Origin of the sequence: Geomonas limicola, assembly GCF_014193675.1 — a bacterium.
In the GTDB taxonomy this organism is placed as follows: Bacteria; Desulfobacterota; Desulfuromonadia; order Geobacterales; family Geobacteraceae; genus Geomonas; species Geomonas limicola.
The window spans coordinates 30,488-55,339 of record NZ_BLXZ01000008.1 but is presented as its reverse complement, the minus strand read 5'-3'; the positions used below and the strand labels follow the sequence as shown (position 1 = coordinate 55,339).

Genomic DNA, 24,852 nt, shown 5'->3' with positions numbered 1-24,852 from the left:
GCCACGCAACCTGGAGAGCATCGGCATGAACGTCCAGCTACCCGACATCCCGCGCAAGGTGCTGCTCGTCGACGACGAGGAGAACATCCTGCGTTCCATCACCCGGCTGCTCCTCGAGGACGACGACCTCGAGGTGGTCACCGCCACCTGCGGCACCGAAGGGCTCGAGCTCCTCAAGGCCCACCCCGACGTCGGGCTGATCCTCTCGGACCAGCGCATGCCCGGCATGAGCGGCGCGGAGTTCCTGCAACAGGCGCGCGAGGTAGCCCCCGAGGCGGTGCGCATGGTGCTGACCGGCTATGCCGACATGGCTGCCACCGTGGACGCCATCAACAAGGGGGGGGCGTCACGCTACATCACCAAGCCCTGGGACGATGAGATGCTGCGCCACGCCGTCCTGGAGGGGCTGGAGCAGTACCTGCTGGTGCAACGCAACCGCCAGCTCAGTGCCCTGGTGGAGCGCCAGAACCAGGAGCTCTCGGCCTGGAACCAGAACCTCAAGGGGCGGGTCCTGGAGCAGACCTCCACCATCCGTCAGCAAAACGAGAAGCTCAGCGAGCGCCACCGGCAGATCGAGCGGGCCTTCCGCCAGACCCTGGTCGCCTTCTCCCGGCTCATCGAGCAGCACTCGAGCCGGCTTCAGGAGCACACCACCCAGGTCACCGAACTGGCGACGGAACTCGCCCAAGCGCTGGGGCTCGACCCCGGAGAGGTGGAGACCATCCGGACCGCCGCACTGCTGCACGACATCGGGGTGATCGGGATCGCCCCGGAGATCCTGGAAAAGCACCCCGGACTGCTGAGCGCCGAGGAGACCCGCATCTTCTTGCAGCATGCGGTACGCGGCCAGGCGGCGGTTGACGAGGTGGAGGAACTCAGGGAGGCCGGCGTACTGATCCGGCACCACCATGAGCGTTACGACGGGACCGGGTTCCCCGACCGGCTGGCCGGCAGCAACATCCCGCTGGGCGCCAGGATCCTCAGCTGCGCCGACTTCATAGACCGTCAGATCGACAAGCAGCGCGGCGAGGCTGCCGTGAACTTCGTGCTGGAGAGGGCGCGCCGCGAACTGGGGCATCAGCTCGACCCGGGGCTCTTCCTGCTTCTGGAGCCCTTGGTGCGCGCCCGCTACCTGCCGGGACGTTCGGCCCAGGCGGAAGCCGCAGAGCGGGAACTCCCCCCCGGGGAGCTCGAGCCGGGCATGTTTTTGACCCGGAACCTGGTGAGCGGCTCGGGGGCGCTGCTGCTCGCCAAGGGAACCTGCATGGACGAGCGCAAGATCGGGAGCGTCAGGCATCTCTACCACAGCGACCCGCCCCCCTGCGGAGTCTTCGTCAGTTTCCGCCCCGAGGACGCCGCTCCGAGTCCAGCCCCCCCCGAGGATCCGCTGGAGCTGGAGCTGGAGCTGCGCCCCAGGGACCTCGTCGAGGGGATGTGCACCACCCGCAACCTGTACAGCGGCACCGGGCTGCTCCTGTTGACCGCGGGGACCCCGCTGGACGCGAAAAAGATCGTTTCAGTCAAGCGCTACTACCAGATCGACCCCCCGCCCGGTGGGGTCTTCGTCACCAGGCCGGAGAGTTGACCGGCCGCCGGCACAGCGGCCGGCGCCGTTTGGGCCGCAACGCCTCAGGAGGAAACCAGATGCAGACAACGTGCAAGGTACTGATCGTGGACGACGAGCCACACGTGATCTCGGCCCTGAAGCGGGCGCTCGTCGAGGAGCCGTACCTGGTGATCGGCGCGGGGGGGGGTGAGGAGGCGCTGCGGCTTTTGCAGGAGCAGCCGGTCCAGGTGGTCATCTCCGACGAGATGATGCCCGGGATGGACGGCGTCGAATTCCTGCGCCAGGTGAAGCTTGGCTACCCGGAGACCATCCGGATCATGCTGACCGGCCATGCCAGCATCCAGTCGACCATGCAGGCGGTCAACTGCGGCGAGATCTACCGGTTTTTCACCAAACCGTGGGAGGAGCTCCAGATCAAGCTCGCCATCCGGGGGGCCCTGGAGAAGTACGAGCTGGAACGGGAGAACCGCCGGCTGTTGCAGACGGTGCGGCGCCAGTCCCAGGAGCTCAAGCACCTGGAACAGAGCTTCCCCGGCATCTCCGCGCTGCGCCGCGACGCCCGCGGAGCGATCCGCCTGGAGACCGAGGTCTCCGACGAGGAGATCGCCCGGACCATCGCCGAGTGCAACGCACTGGCACCGTGAAAAAGCGGACCGCTCCAGCGGCATCCGGGATCCCGGCATATACGGCAGGAGGAAGGACCATGGCAGGTCTCCCCCGATGGAAGGGATGGTTGGCGGCAGTTGCCGCGCTGTTCACACTGGGCATTCCCACGGCCCCCGGGGCGCAGGAACCCTTCGTGGTCGGGGTGGCCCCGCACACCAGCGCGCGGGTCATCGTCCAGATGTACCAGCCGCTGCGCCGGTACCTGGAGAGCGCTCTCAGGCAGCCGGTGGAGATCGTCACCGCCACCGACTTCACCGAATTCGCCCGCGCCGGGATGAAGCAGTCCTACGACCTGGCCATCACCACGGCGCACCAGGCGCGGCTTCTGGAGAAAGACGCGCACTACCTGCCGCTGTTCACCTACCGGGCCGAGTTCCGCGCCGTGGTGATCGTCGCGGCCCAGGGTCCGATCCGCAGCCCCGCGGACCTCGAGGGGCGCGGGGTGCTTGGGCTGAGCGCGACCTCGCTGGTCACCCTCTGGGGTGAAAAGTGGCTGAGGGACCGGCGCCTTTCCTCGGTGCCGGTGCGCTACGTAAGCGCCTCGGACAGCGTCGCCCATCTGGTACTCGCCGGGGAGGCGGCGGCCGGCTTCACCTCCCGGTCCAACTTCGATATGCTCGCCCCCGCCGTACGGTCCCAGCTGCGCGTCCTGGCCAGCAGCCCCCCGATTCCCGGCCGGGTCTACCTGCTGGGAGCCCGTCAGGCCCCCCGCCAGGCGGCGATCGACGAGGCGCTCTGGAGCTTCGCCGCCTCCCCGGAAGGGAGGCGCTACTTCGAGACTCACAAGCTCGGGGGGTACCGTAGACTGCGCCCCGGAGAGCTCCCTTCCATGGAACACTTCGCCGACGAGGTGCGCCGGGAGTTGAAGAAGGCGAGGCCATGAGACTCTCCCCGTGGCGCACGGTGCGCGGCAAGCTGATCGTCTTGGCGATCGGCGTCGAGCTGGTCATGCTCACCATCATGGTGGCCAACAGCCTGAGACTTTTGCACCGGGCGATGACCGAACAGGCGCGCTGGCAGGCGGAGGAGATGGCGCCGGTGCTGAAGGCGGCGCTCACCGCCCCCCTGGTGCAGCGGGACTACGCGACGGTACAGGCGGTGATCGACGAAAGCCGGTCGGTCGGGGGTGTGAAGTACATCGCCGTATTGGACCGCTTCGGGAAAAGGGTCGCCGGTAGCGGCTGGCCCGGGTCCCTCCCCTTACCGTCGCCCAGCAAGGATTTCCCGCTCTTCGGGGGGGGAGCCGACGAGGACTACCACGTGGAGAGCCCCATCTCCCAACAGGGAGAGCCGCTGGGGACCCTCCACTTCGGGCTGGACCTCTCCCAGATCTTCACGGCGCGCAAGCTGCTGCTCACCCAGGGTGGGAGCATCGCGGTGCTCGAGCTGGTGCTCTCCTCCATCATCATGATGTTGATCGGTTACTGGCTGACCCGGCACCTAACACCTTTGGCCCAGGCAAGCCTGGAGGTGGCCGAGGGGAACCTGACCCCGGCGCCGCTCCCCGAGGGGGTGGACGACTTGGGGCGGCTGGGGGCCGCCTTCAATACCATGTCGCGCGCCATCGCCGAGCGGGTGCGCGAGCTGACCCAGGCCAAGGAGGCCCTGCTGGTGAGGGCCGAGGAGCTGGAACAGCTGAACCGGACCCTGGAAAGCCGGGTGCAGGAAGAGGTCGCCAAGAACCGCGACAAGGACAAGTTCCTGATGCAGCAAGAGAAGATGGCCTCCCTGGGGCAGCTGGCGGCCGGGGTTGCCCATGAAATCAACAATCCCATGGGATTCATCACCAGCAACCTTGGGACGTTGCAGAAGTACCTGGGGCGGCTTGCGGAGTACCTGGAGAGCCAGGAGCAGGCGCTGCGGGAGACAGGAGACCAGGAGCGGCTGGAGGGATTGCGGACGCTGCGCGTTAGGCTGAAGATCGACCGAATCCTCGCCGACGCGGGGGAACTGATCGAGGAGTCGCAGGAGGGGGGGAGCCGGGTAAGGCGCATCGTGCAGGACTTGAAGACCTTCTCCCGGCTGGACCAGCCGGAGAGTTCCCCTGTGGACCTCAACGAGTGCATCGAGACCACCATCAACATCGCCTGGAACGAGATCAAGTACGTGGCGGTGCTGAAGCGGGAGTACGGCGAGCTGCCGCAGGTGCAGTGCCATCCGCAGCAGATAAACCAGGTGCTGCTCAACCTGATGGTCAATGCGGCGCAGTCGCTTGATGGACAGGGTGAGATCACCATCCGGACCTGGAGCGAGCCGGGGAGCGTCTTCGTGGCTGTCAGCGACACCGGCCGTGGGATCCCCGAGGCAATCCGGGGGCGCATCTTCGAGCCGTTCTTCACCACCAAGGAGGTGGGACAGGGGACCGGGCTCGGGCTCTCGATCAGCTACGATATCGTGAACAAGCACCGCGGAGAGATCACCGTGGAAAGCACGCCGGGGACGGGTAGCACCTTCACGGTGCGCCTGCCGGCCATTCCGGAGCCCGCCAACGACGCCGAGCCCCCGGTTTCAGCGGACGGCCCTCCCCCGAAACCGCTGCACGGACTCACCGCAGTCGAACGACTTCCCCAGTAAGGTCTCTCGCCCCAAGCTGTTGGAGTTCCCCCCCTGCGTACCTCGATGAAATCCCGCCGACATTACCACCAGCGCCAGAGCGCCAGGACCAGGACGATCAAAAAGACGATGGTCAGGTTCATGTAGGCCATGAAGAAGAACACCCGCTCGTGCAGCGGAGCCTTGCGCTCCCCCTCGGCTATGAGCGTGCCGACCTCGGGCAACCCCAAAACCTTGTCCTCGCCGTGCGGCGCCAGGTCGAGGGCCTGGGTCAGATCCATCCCCGCATTGTGCCGCCCCATGTGCACCCCCTGCTTCCAGAGCCGGCTCGCGGTGGCATCGTAGATCTTCCCGTGGTAGGCGAAGTACGCCGGGCGCCCTTCCTTGCCGTCGTAGCTCGCCAGCTGATCGGCAGTGAGCTCTCCGCCTGCGGGGAGCTGAGCGTCACCGCTGCGTTTCTTCGCCTTGAGCTTGGGCCCGATCACCGCCACCACGTAGGCCGCCGTGAGCACCATGACCAGGTAGAGCGAGACCTTCACCAGGAGCAGTATCCCGAAGCGGGTGTGCAGCAGCGTGTCGAGGGAATCGACCCTAAACCGGGTGAGCACCGCACCGGTGACCGCCATGACCGCCATGGACAGGACGCCGACCCGCACCTCGCCGCGCGGCAACCCTCCCGCGGCGTAGGCCGGTTTGAGGACCAGGTGCACGTACAGGATGGTGCCGAACCAGAGGATGGCGGTCAAGAGGTGGAGGTACCCCGCCACGAAGCGGACACCCTTCGCCACCGGCGACACCTGGGCCGGCGCAGCCTTGGCGGTGAGCGACGCGGCAAACTCTTTGCCGGCAGGGGTCAGTTCGCCACCGCCCCCGGGATCGAGGTGGCAGACGGCGCAGGCCTTGCCGGTCTGTTTGGCGTAGGCTTCGGTGGCGTGAGCTGCCAGGGGGTGGCAGTACAGCACAAGAAGGAATAGAGCACAAGTCCATAGAGTTTTCATGGGGGAAGATATACCGTTTACGGGTTGGAAAGTCAAACCTGTCCGTCTCTGGATGGAGCGCCGGATTGTGAGCAAAAAAAACGCTCCGCACTGTGTGCAGCGGGAACCAGATTCTGTCTCCCGGCGCCCTCGGCCATTGAAAACAGTATGCATACCCGCTACAATGTCTTCTTTCGCGTAAGAGTTGCCGATCCAGATTGCGGCGACCCAGCATCACCTGACGCGCTTCCCATTCCAGATACCCGACGAGGACCCCGCCATGCATGAGAACCAGCACCGGACCATCCACCAGAAAGATTACAGCGTCCCCGATTACCTGATCGACACGGTAGAGCTGGACTTCGACCTGGCGCCCGAGTGCACCCGGGTGCTCTCCCGCCTGACCCTGCACCTGAACCACGACACCGGTAACGGCCAGCGCCCGCTGGTTCTGAACGGCGACGACCTGAAACTGGTGAGCCTGAAGCTGGACGGGGTGGAGCTTCCCACGGAGTACTACCAGGTTACCGACCAGCAGCTCAGTATCCCCGACCTCCCCGAGCGCTGCACCCTGGAGATCGGCACCGAGATCAACCCGGCGGCCAACAGCGCCCTCTCCGGCCTCTACGCCTCGGGTCCCATGCTCTGCACCCAGTGCGAGGCGGAAGGGTTCCGGCGCATCACCTACTTCCTGGATCGCCCCGACGTGATGGCGATCTACACGGTGACGCTCAAGGCGGACAAGAAAAGCTGCCCGGTCCTTCTGGCAAACGGCAACCGTACCGCCCAGGGCGAGCTTCCCGAGGGGCGACACTACGCAACCTGGCACGACCCCTTCAAGAAGCCGAGCTACCTCTTCGCCCTGGTGGCCGGTGACCTGGTGCATAAGGCCGGGACCTTCACCACCTGCTCGGGCCGCACCGTGAACCTGGAGATCTACGTCGAGGAGAAGAACCGGGACAAGTGCGACCACGCGCTTCTTTCTCTCAAGCGCGCCATGCAGTGGGACGAGGAGGAGTTCGGCCGCGAATACGACCTGGACACCTACATGGTCGTGGCGGTGGACGACTTCAACATGGGGGCCATGGAGAACAAGGGGCTCAACATCTTCAACTCCCGCTACGTGCTGGCGAGTCCGGAGAGCGCCACCGACGCCGACTACCAGGCGATCGAGGAGGTGATCGGCCACGAGTACTTCCACAACTGGACCGGCAACCGGATCACCTGCCGCGACTGGTTCCAGCTCTCCTTGAAAGAGGGGCTCACCATCTACCGCGACCAGGAGTTCTCCGCCGACATGCAGTCGCGCCCGGTGAAGCGGATCGAGGACGTGAAGCTCCTCAGGAGCTCCCAGTTCGCCGAGGACGCCGGGCCGCTCGCCCACCCGGTGCGCCCCGAGAGCTACGTGGAGATCAACAACTTCTACAGCATGACGGTCTACCACAAGGGGGGCGAGGTGATCCGCATGCTGCGCACCCTTTTGGGCAAGGAGGGGTTCCGCCGCGGGATGGACCTCTACTTCGAGCGCCACGACGGCCAGGCGGTCCGGGTCGACGAGTTCGTCCAGGCGATGGCCGACGCCGGCGGTCGCGACCTCACCCAGTTCATGCGCTGGTACGACCAGGCCGGCACCCCGGTGTTGAGCATAAGCGACAGCTACGACGAGGCCGCCAAGACCTACACCTTGACCGTCAGCCAGAGCTGCCCGCCCACCCCGGGCCAGCCCGAGAAGCTCCCCTTCCACCTCCCCTTGGCGCTCGGGCTTTTGGAGCGCGGCGGCCGCGAAATACCGCTGCGCCTTTCCGGCGAGGGGGCGGCCGGCGGCACCAGCCGCGTGCTGGAAGTGACCGAGGCGAGCCAGAGCTTCAGCTTCCTCGACGTCCCGTCCCGGCCGGTCCCGTCGCTGTTGCGCAACTTCTCGGCTCCCGTCAAGGTGCAGTACCCCTATAGCGACGAGGACCTGATGCTCCTCATGGCGCAGGACAGCGACCCCTTCCAGCGCTGGGAGGCCGGCCAGATCCAGGCGGTGAAGCTGATCTGCGGGCTGGTCGCGGATATCCAGGCGGGGCGACCGCTTGTCGTGAGCGAGCCGTTCATCGCGGCCTTCGGGAAGCTCTTGGCCGACCTGGACCAGGACAGCGCGTTTCTGGCCGAGGCGCTCACCCTTCCGGCGGAGAGCTACCTGGCCGAACAGCTTGAGGTGATCGATCCCGAGGCGATCCACCAGGCCCGGGAGTTCGTGCGCAGCACCCTGGGCGAGCGGCATTGGGACCTCTTCCTGGCCGCCCGGGAGAAGTGCGTAGCGCGAGAGCCTTACCACCCCGACGACGGCCTCTCCGGGTGTCGGAAGCTGAAGAACCTGAGCCTCTCCTACCTGATGGCCACCGGCAAGCAGCAGGCGATCGAGTTGGGGATGCGCCAGTTCGAGAGCGCCGACAACATGACCGACAGCCTGGGCGCCCTGTCGCCGCTTTCCAACTGCGACTGCCCGGAACGCAGCCAGGCGCTCGCCGCCTTCTACCAGTGCTGGCAGGGGGATCGCGGGGTGATCGACAAGTGGTTCACCCTGCAGGCGACCTCCCGGCTACCCGGCACGCTCTCCGAGGTGCTGGCGCTCCTCGAGCACCCCGACTTCGACCTGCGCAACCCGAATCGGGCCCGCTCGCTGATCGGCGCCTTCAGCCAGGCGAACCAGGTCCGCTTCCACGAGAAAAGCGGCGCGGGCTATAGCTTCCTCGCCGACCAGATCCTCAAGCTGAACAGCATGAACCCGCAGATCGCGGCGCGCCTGCTCACCCCCTTCAGCCGCTGGCGGCGCTTCGACCCCTCCCGGCAGGAGCTCATGAAACAGCAATTGCAGCGCATCCTCGCGGAGCCCGGGCTGGCGCGTGACGTCTACGAACTGGCGGCTAAGAGTCTCTAGGGATGGTGGTCCGTCGGCAGGTAGCGGCGGGAAAGAAGGAGCATGGAGAATTTCGTACTGATCGGCGTGTTTGTCCTTTTGGGGATGCTGTTCCGGCGCCTGGAGGCATTCCCCAAGGACACCCCGCAGGTCTTCAACATGTTTGCCATCTACGTGTCGATGCCGGCGCTCATCCTGCTCAAGGTGCCGGAGATCGCCCTGAGCCCGGCGGCCCTGGTGCCGCTCCTGGTACCGTGGGGCATGCTGGTCTTTTCGGCGGGGCTCGTGCTGCTCGCGGCGCGCATCTGGCGCTTTTCCCGCGAAGTGGTGGGGGTGCTGCTGCTCGCGGTCCCCATGGGAAACACGGCCTTTCTCGGCATCCCCATGGTGCAGGCCTTCTTCGGCCCTGCGGGATTGCCGAACCTCATCATCTACGACGAGCTGGGGACCATGCTGATCTTCACGAGCTACGGCTCGGTGATCCTCCCCCTGTACGGCAAGGAGGGGAAGCTCGACGTCGGCGGGATTGTGCGCCGCCTGGTCCTCTTCCCGCCCGCCATCGCCCTGGTGCTCGGTTTTCTGCTGCGCCCCTGGCCCTACCCGCCGGCGCTCGCCCAGGGGCTGCACAACGTTTCGCTCTCGCTGGTCCCCCTGGTGATGACCGCGATCGGCTACCAGCTCAGCTTCAGGCTGCGCCCCAAGGTCTTCAAACCGCTCTGCGTCGGGCTTGCCATCAAGCTTTTGGTCGCCCCGATGAGCGCCCTTGCGCTGGGGCGCCTTTTGGGTGCCGCCGGACCGGCTTTCGAGGTCTCGGTGCTGGAGGCCGGGATGCCCCCCATGGTCACCGCAGCGGCACTCGCCGTAATCGCCGGCATGGATGCCGAGCTCTCGGTCGCCCTGGTGGGAGCCGGCATCCTGCTCGCCTTCGGCAGCGTCCCCCTCATCTATGCCCTCATCCACCTCACCCGCTGAACGTCATGCCTTAATTCCGGCGACTCTCAGGATCACCTGCCAGGCATCCGCGGTCACCGGCTGCACCGAGAGCCGGCTGCGGTTCATAAGCGGCAGCTGGGCCAGTTCCGGGATCTCCTTCAGCTCGTTCAGGGTCACCGCGCGGGGGAGCTCGCGTACGAAGCGCACATCCACCATGAACCAGACCGGCTTTTCCGGCGTGGAGCGCGGGTCGAAGTACTTGCTCTGCGGGTCCCAGGCGCTGAAGTCCGGATAGCCACCGCGCACCACCTCGGCGATGCCGACGATTGCCGGCTCCGCGATGTTACTGTGGTAGAAGAAGACCTGGTCGCCCACCTTGATCTCGTCGCGCAGGAAGTTGCGCGCCTGGAAGTTGCGCACCCCGTCCCAGTGCTCGGTGGCGCCGGGGCGCTCCTTGAGATCGGCGAGGGAAAAGCTGGAGGGTTCAGACTTGAAGAGCCAGTAGCGTGGTTCGGACATGGGACCTCCTCAAAAAGGGCTGCACTTCCTGCAGCAGTTCATAGCAGCTTTAGGAAGAAAGTTGAACTGATTTCCTACCTCAGCGGGATCTCGTCATTTTCTGTTCCGCTTGTCCCTCACCCACCTGAGCAGCTCAGGTAACTCCATGGTGTTGAGCACGTCCCCCTTTTCCAGCCAGCCGCGCTGGGCCACCGAGATCCCGTAGTGGAAGGTATCGAACTGGCTCACGCTGTGCAGATCGGTGCTGATGGCGAGCCTCACCCCCAGCTCCTTGGCCCTTTTCACCGCCAGGTCGTTCAGATCCAGGCGCATCGGGTAGCAGTTGATCTCGAGCGCGGTCCCGGTGTCGCGTGCCGCCCGCAGTACCGCCTCGAGGTCGAGCGGGTAGGCCTCGCGCTCCCCGAGGACCCGGCCAGTGGGGTGCGCGATCACCGAGACGAAGGGGTTCTGCATCGCCGCGATCAGGCGCGCGGTGAGCTGTTCGCGGGTCTGGGTAAATCCGGAGTGGATCGCCGCCACCACGACGTCCAGCCGCTTGAGCACCTGGTCCGGGAAATCGAGGCTCCCGTCGAGCCCGATGTCCATCTCGGTGCCGCGCAAGACCCGGAAATCCGTGAGCTCCCGGTTCAGCGCCGCCACCTCCTCGCCCTGCTCCATGAGCCGCTCCACGGTGAGCCCGCGTGCCACCCCCAGGGATTTGGAGTGATCGGTGAGCGCCAGGTAGCTCAGGCCGTGCGCCCGTGCCGCCTCGACCAGTTCCGGGAGGTGATGCCCGCCATCGCTCCACCTGGAGTGCACGTGCAGGTCGCCGCGCAGCTCGGCCAGCTGAACGAGATCGGGCAAGCTACCGGCGAGCGCCGCCTCGATCTCGCCGCGGTCCTCGCGCAGCTCCGGCACGATGTAGGGGAGTTCCAAGAGCCGGTACACCTCTATTTCCTCGCCCCCTCCCAACCGCTCATCGTCCTCGACCCGGAAGATGCCGTACTCGTTCAGCTTCAGGCCGCGCTTCACCGCCATCTCCCTCAGGCGCACGTTGTGGTCCTTGCTTCCGGTGAGGTAGGCAAGCGCCGCGCCGAAGGAGTCCGGCTCCACCACGCGCAGGTCCACCTGCACCCCGGGCCTTATGACGATGCTGGAGCGGGTCACCCCGTGCATGGTCACGGCCTCCACCTGGGGGAGGTTCACGAAGGCCTCCATCACGCTTCGCGGGTCGGGCGAGGTCGCCACCAGGTCGATGTCCTTGATGCTCTCCCTGCGGCGCCTGATGCTCCCGGCCACCTCGATGCGGTCCACCGGGGCGCGCTCCCTGAGCGCCGCCACCAGGTCCCAGGCCGCCGGCAGCATGCGCCCGAGCGGCTGGCGCTCGCGGCCGCGCTTCAGCGCCGCAATCCCCTTGAGGATGTTCTCCTCGGTCTTCTCCTGGATGCCGCGGATCCCGGCCAGGCGGTGCTCGGCGGCCGCAAGTTCCAGCTCCTCGAGGCTTGCCACCCCCAGCTGCTGGTGGATTGCCTTGGCGGTCTTCGGCCCCAGTCCCGGCACGGCCATGAGCGAGAAGACCCCGGCGGGGACCTCCTGTTTCATCCGCTCGAAGAGCTCCATGCTGCCGGTCGCCAGGTACTCCTCGATGCGCGCCGCGAGATCCGCCCCGATCCCCGGGATCTCGCGCAGCTCCTTGCGGGAGAGCCCGGCCAGGTCCCGGCTCAGCCCCTCCAGGTTCAGGGCGGCCCGACGGTAGGCCCTGATCTTGAACGGGTTCTCTTCCCTGATCTCCATGATGTCGGCAATCTCGCCAAAGATCCTGGCAATTTCCCTGTTCTTCATGGCTCGCCTCCTGCCGCGCCGAACCCTCGCGGTCTGACCCCAGTATAGCAATTTTCGCATGGGTTCCGGGAGCTTCGATGACGGCCCCCGTCATTACGAGCAACAAAGTGCTGTGCTCAGAATGCAAAAGAAGGTATAAGGAGGGTCCAGCGCTTCTCTCCTAAAGTTTCCCACGCGTTGTCCCGATGAGCAGTACTGGCAACCAGTTTCCTGGTTGTACTAACAGCGTCGACCAAGGTAAGCCATGACAGAACAGCGAATGTTTCACCGGGTGCGCATGACAGAGACCTGCTCTCTCAGCTTCCAGAGCACCCTCTATCATGGCCAGCTTGACAACATCTCCTTGAACGGAGCGGTGGTGAGCTTCGCTGAACCAGTCACCATTCCGGTCGGCGCCATCTGCCTGTTGACCGTGTACCTGAAGGAAACCGCACAACTCAGGCTCAATATCGAAGTGATCCACTGCAACAACGCCATGATCGGCATGCGCTTCGTCCCCTTGGACGAGGCGGGTCAGCACCAATTGCTCGACCTGGTGCAGCGCTTCAGCACCGAACCCGAGAAACTTGCCTCGGAGCTCGACATCCTCAAGTGGCAGATCGCCAACTACCTGCGCGCCTCCTGAGGGGAACCGCAAGGGGGAACCGGCACCTGAGGTACCAGTCCCCACGTCTGTGGATAACGGCGGGAAAAGCTGTTCAAGAACTGTGGATGGCGTGTGGATTCGCAGGTGCCGTCCCGCCTCAGGCCCGGCAGCCGCACTAAAAGAAAGGTCGTGTCTCCGGCTCTGCACGCTGCGACACGACCTTTTTCTGTTGATAACTCCACGAGGGGAACCTCGGGGGAGGCCGCCCCCGAGCACTCCCCGTTTCTGTGGATAACCCCGGTAAAAGCTGTGCACGGGCTGTGGACGGGGTGTGGAGGACCGGCCCCGCGTTTCCCCCCACATGCCGGTCCCCACCGACAAAAAAGGCCGTGCCCCGGTTGTACACCGAGACGCGGCCTTTTTCTGTTGATAACTGCACTCTTCAGGCTAGCGCCCCGCCTGGTCCCCCCAGAGCTCCTTGAGCCGGTGGTCCCGCCCGCAGCTGGTGCGGTAGTAGCGATAGCGCAGCGGGTTTTTCTTGTAGTAGTGCTGGTGGTACTCCTCGGCGGGATAGAAGGTGCCGGCCGGCACGATCTCGGTCTGGATCGGTCCCGGCAGGCGCCGGCTTTGCTCCAGGGCCGTCTTGGAGGTGAGCGCCAGGCGCCGCTGCTCCTCGTTGTGGTAGAAGATGGCGGTCCGGTACTGGTGCCCGACGTCGCAGAACTGGCGGTCCTTCACCGTGGGATCCACGTTGTGCCAGTAGCGCTCCAAAAGCTTCTGGTAGCTGATTTTAGCCGGATCGTAGAGCACCTGCACCGATTCGGCATGCCCGGTCCCTCCTGCCGAAACCTCCTCATAGGTCGGGTTCTTCTTCTGCCCCCCCGTGTAACCGGAGGTAACCGAGACCACCCCCTTAAGTTCGTCGAACGGGTGTTCCATGCACCAGAAACAGCCACCCGCGAAGGTTGCCAGTTGCAGCGGAGCGGCCGGCCCCTTCCCGGACTCCGCGGCGCCGGCCGGCTGGACGATACACAAGCTCGCCAGGATCAGTCCCACGAGCGTCATCGCTTTCATGTTCCCTCCTCGGCAGGTCCCCCTGCCCCAGCTCCCGAACCGCCACACAAGCGGCTACTTGGCTGTCGGCACGAAGCTGAGTGCCGCCGAGTTCATGCAGTAGCGCAGCCCGGTCGGTTTGGGCCCGTCATCGAACACGTGCCCCAGGTGTCCGCCACAGCGCCGGCAGAGAACCTCAGTACGGGTTGAAAAGAAGCTGCGATCGACCTCGGTCTTCACGTTTTCCGGGGCAATCGGCTTGGTGAAACTGGGCCAGCCGGTGCCGGATTCGAACTTGTCCTCGGAGCGGTACAGGTCGAGGCCGCACCCGGCGCAACGGTAGACGCCGTGCTCGTGGTTGTTCGCGTACTTGTTGCTGAAGGGGCGCTCGGTCCCCTTTTCGCGCAGGACGTGATACTGCTCGGGAGACAGCATCTTCCGCCACTCTTCCTTGGTTTTTACCACCTCGTCACTCATGACATAGCTTCCTTTTTCTGCCGAATAGACTCTGATCCGTGCCGCTGCGTCAGCACTGCTGGTCATGAAGGCGCCGTTTCCTGAGAAAAGGACTAGCGCGGTGATGCCCAGCAACAGCAGCCCGGTTAAAAGTGCCGCATATCTCATCCTCGCCTCCTTTGTTCTGCCGGCTCACTCCAGCAGCAGGCATAACATGCAGGTATAAGAATATCACACCGGCATCAAATCTACACGCCCCTGTCAGACTCACCCCCGAGCTGCCACTCGAGGGTTTCACTGTCAGTATTCCAGGCACCGGCATACCGGTCACCAAGGTTCCCTCGAACAAGAAGTCACCCGGCCGAATCGGGTCCCGGGTTCTCTCTTGACAGAGCAAACTTCACCTAGTTGCTTGTGCACGCGCGACAGATTGTTATAATGCTTTAATATTTGTCAGTACCGCCTACAACACGGCAGCTACGCCGCGCGTAGCAAGGAGGTGGCACCGTGGGTTCCCTGACGCAACTCTTCGTTTTCCTTGCCGGACTCATCTTGGGCCTCGCGCTTCTCCCCGCCTTGCGGCGCACCCTGAAAAGCATGGGCGCGCAGCAACTGCGCGAGGTCTTCGAGCGCCTGCTCCCGGTCGCCCAATTAGGCACGGTCCCGCCGTTCGACAAAAAAGAGGCGCTGATCGAGCCGCTTTCCCCCGATCCCGCCAGCCACCCGGTGGACCCCCGCGAGCAGCAGATCAACGACTCGGCCCAGGCGGTGCGCAGCATCCTGCTCATCCTGACCGCGGTCATCGAGCGCACCGAGCAGGCGGCGAGCGAGTCCTCGCAGGCGCTCAAGAAACTGCGGGAGAGTTTTGACCGGGCCGGGCTCCCCGCGGAGGTCGCCGCCGCAACCTCGCGGCTCACCGAGCAGATCGACCGGATGATCTCCAACAACGCAAGCCTCCGGGAAAAGCTCGCCAGCTCGCAGAAGATCCTCTCGGCACAGCAGCGCCAGATCGAGATGCTGCGCACCGCGGTGTTGGTGGACGGCATGACCAGGCTCGCCAACCGCAGCTACTTCGACGACAAGCTGGCCGAGATGCTCAGGCTGCGCCAGCGCTACGACGAGAGCTTTTTCCTGATCATCCTCGACGTCGACCACTTCAAGTCGATCAACGACACCCACGGTCACCAGGCGGGCGACCTGATCCTGAAGGGGGTAGCGCAGCAGATCCGTACCACGCTCAGGGAGAGCGATTTCGTGGCGCGTTTCGGCGGCGACGAATTCGCCGTGATCCTGATCAAGTCGACCCCGCAGGCAGCCGAGGCGGTGGCCCTGAAACTCTGCGCCGGCGTGCGCGAGCGCCGCTACGCCTTTGAAAACGTCGGCATAACGGTGACGCTCTCCATCGGCGCCGCCGAGGCAACCGAGTTCGACACCGTGGAAAGCCTGGTAGAGCGGGCAGATGCCGCCCTGTACCGGGTCAAGGAAGGGGGACGAAACGGCGTATTTTTCGCCGAAAACCCGGTCTCCGGTCTCCTCTCTTAAAGCCGCGCCGCTCCGCTGCGGGGTTCTACCAGGGCCCCGGCTAAAGTCCCTCCCCTTTTTTCCGATTGAATAGCGTGCCGTAATCTTTAATAATGGCGCGTCTGCCGCTACCTTTCGGGAGGGTTCCCTCGATGAAGAACCTGCTTTTGTTCCTGCTGCTCTTTGCTTCCAGCGCCTCGGCCGAGATCTACACCTGGCAGGACCGTGCCGGAACCGCCTTCTATACCAACAGCCTGCACGAGATCCCGGCCCGCTACCGGGCGCGGGCCAAGCTGCTCGACGTGGCCACCGGCAAGAAAGTCCCCATCCCCGCCGGCCCGTCGGCAGGCAGCCCCGCACCGGCGGGTGCCGCCCCGGCAGCGGTGCCGGTCGTCACACCCGTGCCGGCTCCCGTACCGCAGCCCGCGCCCCCCTCTGCGGGACCGGCGCAGGCCGGGCAGCCAGGTTCGGTGCAGCAGCTGCGGGATACGCAAACCGGGGCCCCCGGGCAGCGTCCCGGCTACACCATCATCCCCAACAACCCGGCGCCAGTACCCGCGGCAAGCTCGGCGCCCCGGGTACCGTCCCCCAAACGGGCCCGGCCGCACCGGGTACGCTCGGATGACGACGAGTAACCCCACGGAGTCTGCCATGACCAGGATCTTCGCGATGTCGGCAATCGCTGCAGTGGCGCTGCTCGTTGGCGTCGCCTCGGCACAGGCCCAGGACCAGATGGTCTGCCGCGGCACCATAACCAGCAAGCAGGGGAGTGGGTTGGTGGTGAAGATCTTTCATTTCGAGGTGAGCGAGGTTACCGGCGGGGAGGTAGGGGAGGTTCTCGAGAACTGCAAAAAGATCGCCCAGCAGCGGCAGAACAAGGCGGCGCGCTCGGCGCCGGGGGTCCCCTTCCAGAAGTTTTCCGAGGTGGAACTGCGCTGCAGCCGGGGAGCCGTGCAGCAGACCGTAAAGCGGCTGCTGCAGACGGCGCCCTGAAAGATGGTTGAGCGGCGCCGTCGGCTGGCGCACCCTGTTGCGACGGGCCAGGAGGGGCCCGGCGGGCTAACATTAATTATGTTTACAGAATGGGGTAAAACGTTTATTCTGCCGCGGCAGAAAAACCTACCGGGGCGGGAGTGGTTGGGCGCCCAAAGGATGGGTCATGGCGACTGGCTGGTCGAACTACCAAGTCACCCAGGGTTACCTGGAATGGTTTTACTACGTTAAGTTCGCCGCGGTGAGCGCGATCGCGCTCGGTTTTGCCTGTTTCTCCTTCTCCCGGGTCCGGGCAGCCCTCAAAGGGTCGGCGGCGGGCAAGACCCCCGCAAAACCGCGTCCCGCAACCGACGGTTCTCCCCCTGCCGCATCGAACCGCCAGGCACGCCCCTCCTGAACGATCCCCGTCAGTCCCTGTGCACCTCGTAGTCCGCCTGGGCCAGCGTCTCACCCTGTGCCGGGGCGCTCGCCTGAACCTGTTCCTGCCGCCGTGCAAATCCTGCGTCACTCACGATGACCACACCCAATGCCGCACAGAAGATGATGGCAACGCCGACCGCGCGCACCATGAGGTAGGTGTTGTGCTTGAGGATCCGGTCGACGTACCAGCTCACCAAGAGCAGGCAGAGACTCCCCGACAGCACCTTGTAGAGCGGGACCACCCGCAGTGCCGCGAGATACTTGACGAGGAGCGCGAGCGACCCGGACATGATGGCATGCCAGAAGAACAGGTGGATCCCCAGCCCCCAGGTCATGCCGGAGCAGAGGCCGTGCGCCATCTCCTCGGAGAGCAGGCGGCACAGTGAGACAAACACGCAGAGAGTTGCAAAGACCTCTTCCATAGCGACTACCTCCCCTGTTAGAGGCTTACCCAGATGATAGCCCGCTGCAGCCGTTTGTACAGTAAGCCCTGGGCCGTTTCACTATCTCGGTGCCGGCACCGAAGGTTACAGCCAGCACGGGATTGCGCCTGATACTGTCGGGCTCTTTGGGGTTCCTTGTTTCGGCACTCGGCACCCAGCAACCCGGCCACACCTGATAAATACGTTTTTTTTTGCCGTTGATGTGCTATGGTAAACGCCAGTTTTTCCAGCAACCCTTACGGACCCGCACCCGTGCTTTTATCGGTAACCACATGATCCGGCGCTTCAGGCAGCACAGCGCGCCACCAAAAACGTCCCCCACCTTCCGGCGCTCCCCGACTATCCTGCTTGCGAGGGCGCTATTCCTCGCCTGGTTCCTGGCGACGCTCAGCCTCTTCACTGCGGCACCGGCCCGTGCCGAGGCGCCAGAAAACGGCGCAGACAGCCGCACCGTGATCGTCGGCGGCAACCGGGCCTATCCCCCCTACGAATTTCTCGACGCCGACGGCAAGCCCGCCGGCTACAACGTCGACCTGACCCGCGCCATCGCCGACGTGATGGGGATGAAGGTGGAGTTCCGCTTCGGGGCCTGGTCCACGCTCCGTAACGACCTGACCGAGGGGAAGATCGACATCCTGCAGGGGATCTCCTACTCGGAGGAGCGCACCAGGACTCTCGACTTCTCCCCGCCGCACACCATCGTGCACCACGCCATCTTCGCCCGGCGCGGCACCAGATCGGTCAGCAACCTCGAGGAGCTGCGCGGCAAGAAGGTGGTGGTGTTCCGCGACGGGATCATGCACGACTCCCTGGTGCGCCTGGGGTTCGGACCGGAACTGCTGCTCACCGACTCCCCCGCCGAGGCGCTGAGGCTTTTGGCCTCCGGGCGCTGCGACTACGCGGTGCTGGCAAGCCTCCCCGGGATGTTCTTGATCCAGCAGCTGCACCTGACCAACGTGGTGCCGGTTGCGAAGAACGTCGCCGCGGAGAAGTACGGCTACGCGGTCGCCAAGGGAAACCACGAACTTCTGACCCGCTTCAGCGAGGGGCTCGCCATCCTGCAGCAGACCGGACAGTACCAGGCGATCTACGACCGCTGGCTGGGGCCCCACGAGCAGCAGCGTTTCCCCCGCGAGAAGGTGATCAAGTACGGCTCCATGGTGCTTTTGCCGCTTCTGGTGATCCTGATCGCCACCGCGGCCTGGTCGCACACCTTGAAGCGCCGGGTCGAGGAGCGCACCGAGGAGCTGGCCCGCCAGGTCGCCGAGCGCAACCGCGCCTACGAGGAGTTGAGGCTGCACCAGGACAAGCTGATCCAGGCCGACAAGATGGCGACCCTGGGGGTGCTGGTCGCCGGGGTGGCGCACGAGGTGAACAACCCCAACGGGCTCATCCTCTTGAACCTCCCCATCCTCAAGGACGTTTACCAGGACGCCCTGGAAACCCTGGAGGCGCGCTACCGGGAACAGGGTGACTTCCTGGTGGCCGGGCTCCCCTACTCGCGCATGCGCGACGAGGTCCCCCAGATGCTCGCCGACATGTCCGACGGCGCCGCGCGCATCAAGCGGATCGTGGAGGACCTGAAAGACTACGCACGCCAGGATTCCGTGGTACGCCGGGAACCCTTCGACCTGAACGCCGTGGCCCAGGCGGCGGTACGCCTGGTGGACACCTCGCTCAGGCGCGCCACCACGCGCTTCGAGGCGATCTACTGCACCCCGCTGCCCCAGGTGAGCGGCAACGCGCTGCGCATCGAGCAGGTGGTGGTGAACCTTTTGATCAACGCCTGCCAGGCGCTCCCCTCAAGCGAGCGCGGCATCTTCCTCGCCACCGGTTACGACCTCGAGGCGGGCGAGGTGCGGCTCACCATCAGGGACGAGGGGGTCGGCATCCCTCCGGAATCGCTGGGCAGGCTCACCGACCCGTTTTTCACCACCAAGCGCGAGAGCGGCGGCACCGGCCTGGGGCTCTCCATCTCGGCCGGCATCGTCCAGGAGCACGGCGGGAGCCTCAGTTTCGACTCCCCTCCCGGCCAGGGGACCACGGCCACCCTCACGCTCCCCCTATTCAACGAGGAGAACCCTAGATGACCGAAGCACTGGTACCTCATTTCTCCATCCTGCTGGTCGACGACGAACCGGCCTGGCTCCGCTCGGTGAGCCTCACCCTGGCGCGCGCCGGCATCAACAACATCCTCACCTGCTCGGACAGCCGCGAGGTCCCCGAGATCCTGGCCCGCGGCCAGGTGAGGCTCGTGCTTTTGGACCTCACCATGCCGCACCTCCCCGGCGAGGCGCTGCTCACCATGATCTCCGAGCAGCACCCCGAGATCCTCACCATCGTGGTAAGCGGCATGAACCAGATCGAGACCGCGGTACGCTGCATGAGGCTGGGGGCCTTCGACTACTTCGTGAAGACCGTCGAGGAGGACCGCCTGGTGACCGGCGTCCTGCGCGCCATCCGGATGCTCGAATTGGAGCGCGAGAACCAGGCGATCTCGGACCGCATCCTCTCGAACCAGTTGCGCCACCCCGAGGCCTTCGTGAACATCGTCACCGCCGACCGCACCATGCTCGGGATCTTCGGCTACATCGAGGCGGTGGCGGTGAGCCGGCAACCGCTCCTGATCACCGGCGAGAGCGGCGTGGGGAAGGAGCTGGTGGCGCGCGCGGTGCACACCCTCTCCGGAGCCACCGGGCCCCTGGTCGCGGTGAACGTGGCGGGGCTCGACGACACCGTCTTCGCCGATACCCTCTTCGGGCACGTGCGCGGTGCCTACACCGGCGCGGAACAGGCCCGGCGCGGCATGATCGAGGAGGCGACCGACGGGACTCTGTTCCTCGACGAGATCGGCGATCTCTCCATCCCAAGCCAGGTGAAGCTCCTGCGCCTGTTGCAGGAGGGGGAGTACTTCCCGCTGGGGAGCGACCGCCCCAAGAGGCTCAAGGCACGGGTCATCGTGGCGACGCACCGCGACCTGAAGGCGAAGGAGGAAAAGGGTGAGTTCCGGCGCGACCTCTACTACCGCCTGCGCACCCACCAGATCCTCTTGCCCCCCTTGCGCGAGCGGGCCGGCGACATCCCGCTTCTGCTCGACTACTTCCTGGCCGAGGCCGCCGAGTCGCTGGGCAAGAAGAGACCGACCCCGCCCAAGGAACTCGCCCAGCTGCTCGCCACCTACAGCTTCCCCGGCAACATCCGCGAACTCCGGGCCATGGTCTACGACGCGGTGAGCGTGCACCGCGAGCGCATCCTCTCTCTGGACACCTTCATCAAGGCGATCGGTCCGGCCAAGGAGCAGCAGCCGGCTGCTGCGGCCCAAGACCACAACCTCTTTTCCGGGCTGGAGCGGCTCCCCACGTTCGGTGAAGCTGCCGATCTGCTGGTCACCGAGGCGCTGGCCCGCTCCGGGGGCAACCAGACCATCGCAGCCCGGCTCCTGGGCATCTCCCAGCCCGCTCTCAGCAAGCGACTCTCGGCGCGCGGCTAACCCGCGCCCGGGGGTCCGCCCCCCCCCCCCTTCCCCAACCCACTTCCCGCCAGTACCAAACGATAGTTCGTTTTTACCCGCCTTTCAAACAGGTCAAAAATCAACCGGCGTCTCTCTTAATGAGGGTTTTTCCCGCCTCAAAAACACCCGCACCGGCAATGGTCATAACCCAGGTTATAACAATAACCCAGGTTATATCGCCGGAACAGCCTGAAGGTAAAGCTCTTTTTTCTGAAGCCCCTCTACTAGAGAGGTATACGGTTATACCCATTACCGCCCGGCCCGCACCCTCACGTATACGGCGAAATCGCGCCACTGGCTGAGATCGGCGCCGTTTACGCCCCTTGGTACGCTAGTTGCTAACATCGTTTTAAATTTTGACGCAAGTACCTGCGCTCAAAAGGTGATTCGGCGCCCTCCCACGGGCCCCAGACCGCGGAAAACAAAAGAAGTTCACTTTTTGGCATAAAGGAGAAGGGCATGAACGGGAAAAAGTTTTACCAGCATCTGTACGTACAGGTACTGACGGCGATCGCCATCGGTATCGCCCTCGGTTACTACTCTCCGCAGACCGGCGTCGCGATGAAACCGTTCGGTGACGGCTTCATCAAGCTGATCAAGATGATCATCACCCCGGTCATCTTCTGCACCGTGGTGACCGGCATCGCCGGCATGGACGACATGAAGAAGGTCGGCCGCGTGGGAGCCAAGGCGCTCTTCTACTTCGAGGTGGTTTCCACCCTGGCGCTGGCCATCGGCCTCGCCGTGATCACCTTCCTGCAGCCGGGGGTAGGCTTCAACGCCGACGTCACCAAGATCGACACCAAGGCGCTCACCGCGATCACCACCCAGGCCAAGTCGACCAACACCGTCGACTTCCTGATGAACATCATCCCCTCCTCGGTGGTGGACGCCTTCGCCAAGGGGGACATCCTCCAGGTACTGCTCTTCGCCCTCATGTTCGGCTTCGCACTCTCCGCCATGGGCGAGAAGGGTAAGCCGGTGTACCGCTTCATCGACAAGACCTCGCACGCCTTCTTCGGCGTGGTAGGGATCATCATGAAGGCCGCCCCGCTCGGCGCCTTCGGCGCGATGGCCTTCACCATCGGCAAGTTCGGGGTCGGCTCGCTCTCCAAGCTGGGCGCCTTCATGGGATGCTTCTACCTGACCTGCCTGCTCTTCGTCTTCGTGGTGCTGGGGATCATCGCCAAGCTGGCCGGCTTCAACATCTTCAAGTTCATCGCCTACATCAAAGAAGAACTCCTCATCGTCCTGGGGACCTCCTCCTCCGAGAGCGCCCTGCCGCGCATGATGGCGAAACTCGAGAACCTGGGCTGCACCAAGTCGGTAGTCGGCTTGGTCATTCCGACCGGGTACTCCTTCAACCTGGACGGCACCTCGATCTACCTCACCATGGCAGCCGTGTTCGTGGCCCAGGCCACCAACACCCCGCTCACCATGACCCAGACCCTTACCATCCTCGCCATCCTGATGCTGACCTCCAAGGGTGCCGCCGGTGTCACCGGCTCGGGCTTCGTCACCCTCGCCGCGACCTTCGCCGCCATCCCTTCCATCCCGGTAGCCGGCCTGGCCCTGATCCTCGGCATCGACCGCTTCATGTCCGAGGCCCGCGCCCTCACCAACCTGGTCGGCAACGGCGTTGCCACCGTGGTGGTTTCCCGCTGGGAGAACGAACTCGACACGCACCGGATGAACGCCGTTCTGAGCAACCAGGCGGTAGCCTCCCTCGACGAGCCGGAACTGGGCCTCGATCCGCTGTCCGAAGAGATCTAAAGTCCTTTTCCCGGGTTTTTCCAAAGAGGGTGCCGTTACGGCACCCTCTTTTTTTGCGCCCACGACCTGCAGCGCCTCGCCGTCACGCCCCACAGCACCTCCCAATACCGGTTCACGACGCCATGCGTCCCACCTCACACGCCGCGCCAGGCCTGGCGCCCGCCGGCCATTCCCGCGCCAACAAACCGGCGTCTTGTTGGCGTCGGCACCCGGTGCGACCTGCTGCCACCCCCTCAAAAAAGGGTATAACCAGAGTTATCCGCATAACCCAGGTTATACGCCCCATAACCTGCGGAATAAACGTCCAGTACCCACCCCTTACCCCCTAAACCCCCATCCCCGGTTATAACCATTCGCGGGGAGCCGCACCCCACCAGACAGCACACTCGTATACGATATCGAGGGGTTAGCTCCTGCCGGCTCCCATTGGTATAACCATTGCTAACACAGTTTTATTAACGCGCAAAGCGGAGCCGAGAAAAAGCTGCCCGGCAAACGGCTCCCGGCTCAGCGCGCCGCACGCTTCACAAACAAAGGTTTGATTGGGGCAAACGCATGGCGTCGGCAGCTCCGGCACCGTCCCTGCCCCGTTTTTATTACGCGATTCACCTTTGAGGAGGCCGAAGATGGCGAGCAGCACCGCAGTTGAAGTGGCACAACCGACCAGCAAGAAGCGCGCGTTTTTCAGTTCACTGCTGTTCCGGGTGACCATCGGCATCGTAATCGGGGTGGCGCTGGGGCTCATGTCCCCGGAACTCGCCAAGACCCTGAGACCCTTGGGGATGGGCTTCATCAAGATGATCCGCTTCGTCATCGCCCCGATCATCTTCGGCACCGTGGTGGTCGGGATCGCCAAGATGGGGGACATGAAAAAGGTAGGGCGCGTCGGCGTAAAGGCGCTCGTCTACTTCGAGGTGCTCACCACCTTTGCCATGGTGATCGGCCTGGTCATGGTGAACTGGTTGAGACCCGGCGCCGGCATCAACGCCGACCCGAAGGCCCTGGACGTGGGGCAGATCGCCAAGTTCACCGAGGGCGCCAAGCACCTGAGCACCACCGACTTCCTGATGAACGTGATCCCGGACACCGTGGTGGACGCGTTTGCCAAGGGCGACATCCTGCAGGTGCTCTTCTTCGCCGTGATGTTCGGCATGGCCATGGCTGCCCTGGGCGAGAAAGGGAAGCGCGTGGTCGACATCATCGACGAGGTGACCCACGGCTTCTTCAAGTGCATCCACTACATCATGCAGCTGGCCCCGATCGGCGCCGGCGCCGCCATCGCCTTCGCGGTCGCCAAGTTCGGCACCGGTACCCTCTCCGGCTTGGGGCAGCTCCTTTTGGGAGTCTGGGGGACCGCGGTCCTCTTCGTGGTGGTGGTGCTCGGGCTGGTCTGCCGCATGGCAGGCGTCAGTCTCTGGAAGCTCTTCAAGTACATCAGCGAAGAGTTCTTCATCGTCCTGGGGACCTCCTCTTCCGAGACGGTGCTCCCCCGCCTGATGACCAAGCTGGAAAACCTGGGGATCGAGTCCGGCGTGGTCGGCCTGGTGATTCCGACCGGATACAGCTTCAACCTGGACGGCACCTCCATCTACCTCACCATGGCCGCGGTCTTCATCGCCCAGGCTTTCAACATCAACCTCTCCCTGGGCGAACAGCTCACCATCCTCCTGGTGCTGCTCCTGACCTCGAAGGGGGCGGCCGCCGTGGCCGGCGGCGGCTTCATCTGCCTGGCCGCCACCCTGGCCTCGCTGCACACCCTGCCGGTTTCGGGCCTGGTGCTCCTTTTAGGCGTCGACTGGTTCATGGCCACCTGCCGCGCGCTCACCAACATGATCGGAAACGCCGTGGCCTGCATCGTGGTTGCCAAGTGGGAGAACTCGGTAGATACCGACCGTCTCTACGCGGTCCTGGAGGGTGATTACGCCTTGGCCCAGGAGCTCGAGGCGGTGCTCGCCGAGGAGGACGCCGATCCGGCGCTCGAGGACGCCAGCGCAGCCTAAAACGCAGCAGCGCTACCCCAACCAACGTCACCCCGGTTTCGGGGCCTTCAGGGCCCGGCACCGGGGTGTTTTATTTCCAGGCATGGACACCAGCCTTTCGGCCTGCCATCCCGCGCCAGCCTTCGCTTCTAGGTGTTTTATTATCCCCCGCGACACCT

At 64.7% G+C, this 24,852-nt stretch carries 21 protein-coding genes; 15 read left to right on the top strand and 6 right to left on the bottom strand.

Translation table 11 applies throughout. The annotated features are described in order from the left end of the window. The first annotated feature begins 25 nt into the window (after positions 1-25). The 4 genes from nosR to H7688_RS17905 are packed head-to-tail and all read left to right on the top strand — an operon-like array spanning position 26 to position 4,807. Positions 26-1,585, top strand: coding sequence for a response regulator c-di-GMP phosphodiesterase, NosR family (gene nosR, locus H7688_RS17920; RefSeq protein WP_183362585.1), 1,560 nt, complete (start codon positions 26-28; stop codon positions 1,583-1,585). 59 nt (positions 1,586-1,644) lie between these two features. Next, a complete protein-coding gene (locus tag H7688_RS17915) occupies positions 1,645-2,211 on the top strand; it encodes a response regulator (RefSeq protein ID WP_183362584.1) in 567 nt (188 codons plus the stop codon). A 59-nt stretch (positions 2,212-2,270) separates the two neighbouring features. Then, positions 2,271-3,116 carry a phosphate/phosphite/phosphonate ABC transporter substrate-binding protein gene (locus H7688_RS17910; protein WP_183362583.1) on the top strand — a complete coding sequence of 282 codons (846 nt, stop codon included), beginning with the start codon at positions 2,271-2,273 and terminating at the stop codon, positions 3,114-3,116. After that, complete coding sequence (locus H7688_RS17905; RefSeq protein WP_183362582.1) at positions 3,113-4,807, top strand: sensor histidine kinase; 1,695 nt, start codon at positions 3,113-3,115, stop codon at positions 4,805-4,807. The genes H7688_RS17910 and H7688_RS17905 overlap by 4 nt, the downstream gene beginning before the upstream one ends. Positions 4,808-4,869: 62 nt before the next feature. On the opposite strand, the gene H7688_RS17900 is transcribed toward H7688_RS17905, so the two are convergent. Next, positions 4,870-5,748, bottom strand: a complete 879-nt coding sequence (locus H7688_RS17900) for a CopD family protein (RefSeq protein WP_281379510.1) — start codon at positions 5,746-5,748, stop codon at positions 4,870-4,872. A gap of 295 nt (positions 5,749-6,043) precedes the next feature. Between H7688_RS17900 and pepN the strand changes: the two genes are divergently transcribed. Together pepN and H7688_RS17890 are read left to right on the top strand one after the other, a co-directional pair. Then, complete coding sequence (gene pepN / locus H7688_RS17895; protein ID WP_183362580.1) at positions 6,044-8,686, top strand: aminopeptidase N; 2,643 nt, start codon at positions 6,044-6,046, stop codon at positions 8,684-8,686. A gap of 42 nt (positions 8,687-8,728) precedes the next feature. After that, entirely contained in the window at positions 8,729-9,637 is a 909-nt protein-coding gene (locus H7688_RS17890) for an AEC family transporter (RefSeq protein ID WP_183362579.1), read from the top strand. Positions 9,638-9,640: 3 nt separating this feature from the next. On the opposite strand, the gene H7688_RS17885 is transcribed toward H7688_RS17890, so the two are convergent. Both H7688_RS17885 and polX read right to left on the bottom strand, forming a co-directional pair. Continuing rightward, positions 9,641-10,117, bottom strand: coding sequence for an EVE domain-containing protein (locus H7688_RS17885; RefSeq protein ID WP_183362578.1), 477 nt, complete (start codon positions 10,115-10,117; stop codon positions 9,641-9,643). A 93-nt stretch (positions 10,118-10,210) separates the two neighbouring features. After that, positions 10,211-11,938, bottom strand: coding sequence for a DNA polymerase/3'-5' exonuclease PolX (gene polX, locus H7688_RS17880; RefSeq protein ID WP_183362577.1), 1,728 nt, complete (start codon positions 11,936-11,938; stop codon positions 10,211-10,213). A gap of 244 nt (positions 11,939-12,182) precedes the next feature. On the opposite strand from polX, the gene H7688_RS17875 reads away from it, so the two are divergent. Further along, a complete protein-coding gene (locus H7688_RS17875; protein ID WP_308470311.1) occupies positions 12,183-12,563 on the top strand; it encodes a PilZ domain-containing protein in 381 nt (126 codons plus the stop codon). Between the two features lie 408 nt (positions 12,564-12,971). On the opposite strand, the gene msrA is transcribed toward H7688_RS17875, so the two are convergent. Next, the gene (gene msrA / locus H7688_RS17870; protein ID WP_183362575.1) at positions 12,972-13,598 is read right to left on the bottom strand and encodes a peptide-methionine (S)-S-oxide reductase MsrA; all 627 of its coding nucleotides are present in this window, start codon (positions 13,596-13,598) and stop codon (positions 12,972-12,974) included. A 54-nt stretch (positions 13,599-13,652) separates the two neighbouring features. After that, on the bottom strand, positions 13,653-14,201 hold the full coding sequence (gene msrB, locus H7688_RS17865) for a peptide-methionine (R)-S-oxide reductase MsrB (protein ID WP_183362574.1): 549 nt from the start codon (positions 14,199-14,201) through the stop codon (positions 13,653-13,655). 339 nt (positions 14,202-14,540) lie between these two features. Between msrB and H7688_RS17860 the strand changes: the two genes are divergently transcribed. The 4 genes from H7688_RS17860 (at position 14,541) to H7688_RS17845 (ending at position 16,944) form a co-directional block, all read left to right on the top strand. Then, on the top strand, positions 14,541-15,575 hold the full coding sequence (locus tag H7688_RS17860; protein WP_183362573.1) for a GGDEF domain-containing protein: 1,035 nt from the start codon (positions 14,541-14,543) through the stop codon (positions 15,573-15,575). A 131-nt stretch (positions 15,576-15,706) separates the two neighbouring features. Next, positions 15,707-16,189, top strand: coding sequence for a DUF4124 domain-containing protein (locus tag H7688_RS17855; protein WP_183362572.1), 483 nt, complete (start codon positions 15,707-15,709; stop codon positions 16,187-16,189). A gap of 16 nt (positions 16,190-16,205) precedes the next feature. Continuing rightward, positions 16,206-16,547: a hypothetical protein gene (locus H7688_RS17850; RefSeq protein ID WP_183362571.1), complete on the top strand. Its 342-nt coding sequence runs from the start codon at positions 16,206-16,208 to the stop codon at positions 16,545-16,547. A gap of 166 nt (positions 16,548-16,713) precedes the next feature. Then, positions 16,714-16,944: a hypothetical protein gene (locus tag H7688_RS17845; RefSeq protein WP_183362570.1), complete on the top strand. Its 231-nt coding sequence runs from the start codon at positions 16,714-16,716 to the stop codon at positions 16,942-16,944. 10 nt (positions 16,945-16,954) lie between these two features. Here H7688_RS17845 and H7688_RS17840 read toward each other — a convergent pair whose 3' ends face one another. After that, entirely contained in the window at positions 16,955-17,389 is a 435-nt protein-coding gene (locus H7688_RS17840) for a hypothetical protein (RefSeq protein ID WP_183362569.1), read from the bottom strand. Between the two features lie 293 nt (positions 17,390-17,682). Here H7688_RS17840 and H7688_RS17835 point away from each other — a divergent pair, with 293 nt between their 5' ends. From H7688_RS17835 to dctA, 4 genes are all read left to right on the top strand, one after another. Continuing rightward, complete coding sequence (locus H7688_RS17835) at positions 17,683-19,500, top strand: transporter substrate-binding domain-containing protein (RefSeq protein WP_183362568.1); 1,818 nt, start codon at positions 17,683-17,685, stop codon at positions 19,498-19,500. Continuing rightward, the gene (locus H7688_RS17830; protein WP_183362567.1) at positions 19,497-20,900 is read left to right on the top strand and encodes a sigma-54-dependent transcriptional regulator; all 1,404 of its coding nucleotides are present in this window, start codon (positions 19,497-19,499) and stop codon (positions 20,898-20,900) included. Before H7688_RS17835 ends, H7688_RS17830 begins: the two co-directional genes overlap by 4 nt. A 480-nt stretch (positions 20,901-21,380) precedes the next feature. Then, the gene (locus tag H7688_RS17825) at positions 21,381-22,694 is read left to right on the top strand and encodes a dicarboxylate/amino acid:cation symporter (RefSeq protein ID WP_183362566.1); all 1,314 of its coding nucleotides are present in this window, start codon (positions 21,381-21,383) and stop codon (positions 22,692-22,694) included. Positions 22,695-23,320: 626 nt separating this feature from the next. Further along, on the top strand, positions 23,321-24,694 hold the full coding sequence (dctA, locus tag H7688_RS17820) for a C4-dicarboxylate transporter DctA (protein ID WP_183362565.1): 1,374 nt from the start codon (positions 23,321-23,323) through the stop codon (positions 24,692-24,694). The last annotated feature ends 158 nt before the right edge of the window (positions 24,695-24,852 follow it).

Bases quoted from the DNA above. Each gene is read 5' to 3' on its own strand.
- H7688_RS17855 (WP_183362572.1), top strand. From the start codon at position 15,707: ATGAAGAACCTGCTTTTGTTCCTGCTGCTCTTTGCTTCCAGCGCCTCG.
- H7688_RS17830 (WP_183362567.1), top strand. From the start codon at position 19,497: ATGACCGAAGCACTGGTACCTCATTTCTCCATCCTGCTGGTCGACGAC.
- H7688_RS17885 (WP_183362578.1), bottom strand. From the start codon at position 10,117: ATGTCCGAACCACGCTACTGGCTCTTCAAGTCTGAACCCTCCAGCTTT.
- H7688_RS17850 (WP_183362571.1), top strand. From the start codon at position 16,206: ATGACCAGGATCTTCGCGATGTCGGCAATCGCTGCAGTGGCGCTGCTC.
- msrA (WP_183362575.1), bottom strand. From the start codon at position 13,598: ATGAAAGCGATGACGCTCGTGGGACTGATCCTGGCGAGCTTGTGTATC.
- polX (WP_183362577.1), bottom strand. From the start codon at position 11,938: ATGAAGAACAGGGAAATTGCCAGGATCTTTGGCGAGATTGCCGACATC.
- nosR (WP_183362585.1), top strand. From the start codon at position 26: ATGAACGTCCAGCTACCCGACATCCCGCGCAAGGTGCTGCTCGTCGAC.
- H7688_RS17840 (WP_183362569.1), bottom strand. From the start codon at position 17,389: ATGGAAGAGGTCTTTGCAACTCTCTGCGTGTTTGTCTCACTGTGCCGC.
- H7688_RS17905 (WP_183362582.1), top strand. From the start codon at position 3,113: ATGAGACTCTCCCCGTGGCGCACGGTGCGCGGCAAGCTGATCGTCTTG.
- dctA (WP_183362565.1), top strand. From the start codon at position 23,321: ATGGCGAGCAGCACCGCAGTTGAAGTGGCACAACCGACCAGCAAGAAG.
- msrB (WP_183362574.1), bottom strand. From the start codon at position 14,201: ATGAGATATGCGGCACTTTTAACCGGGCTGCTGTTGCTGGGCATCACC.
- H7688_RS17890 (WP_183362579.1), top strand. From the start codon at position 8,729: ATGGAGAATTTCGTACTGATCGGCGTGTTTGTCCTTTTGGGGATGCTG.
- H7688_RS17910 (WP_183362583.1), top strand. From the start codon at position 2,271: ATGGCAGGTCTCCCCCGATGGAAGGGATGGTTGGCGGCAGTTGCCGCG.
- H7688_RS17835 (WP_183362568.1), top strand. From the start codon at position 17,683: ATGATCCGGCGCTTCAGGCAGCACAGCGCGCCACCAAAAACGTCCCCC.
- H7688_RS17845 (WP_183362570.1), top strand. From the start codon at position 16,714: ATGGCGACTGGCTGGTCGAACTACCAAGTCACCCAGGGTTACCTGGAA.
- pepN (WP_183362580.1), top strand. From the start codon at position 6,044: ATGCATGAGAACCAGCACCGGACCATCCACCAGAAAGATTACAGCGTC.
- H7688_RS17915 (WP_183362584.1), top strand. From the start codon at position 1,645: ATGCAGACAACGTGCAAGGTACTGATCGTGGACGACGAGCCACACGTG.
- H7688_RS17825 (WP_183362566.1), top strand. From the start codon at position 21,381: ATGAACGGGAAAAAGTTTTACCAGCATCTGTACGTACAGGTACTGACG.
- H7688_RS17875 (WP_308470311.1), top strand. From the start codon at position 12,183: ATGACAGAACAGCGAATGTTTCACCGGGTGCGCATGACAGAGACCTGC.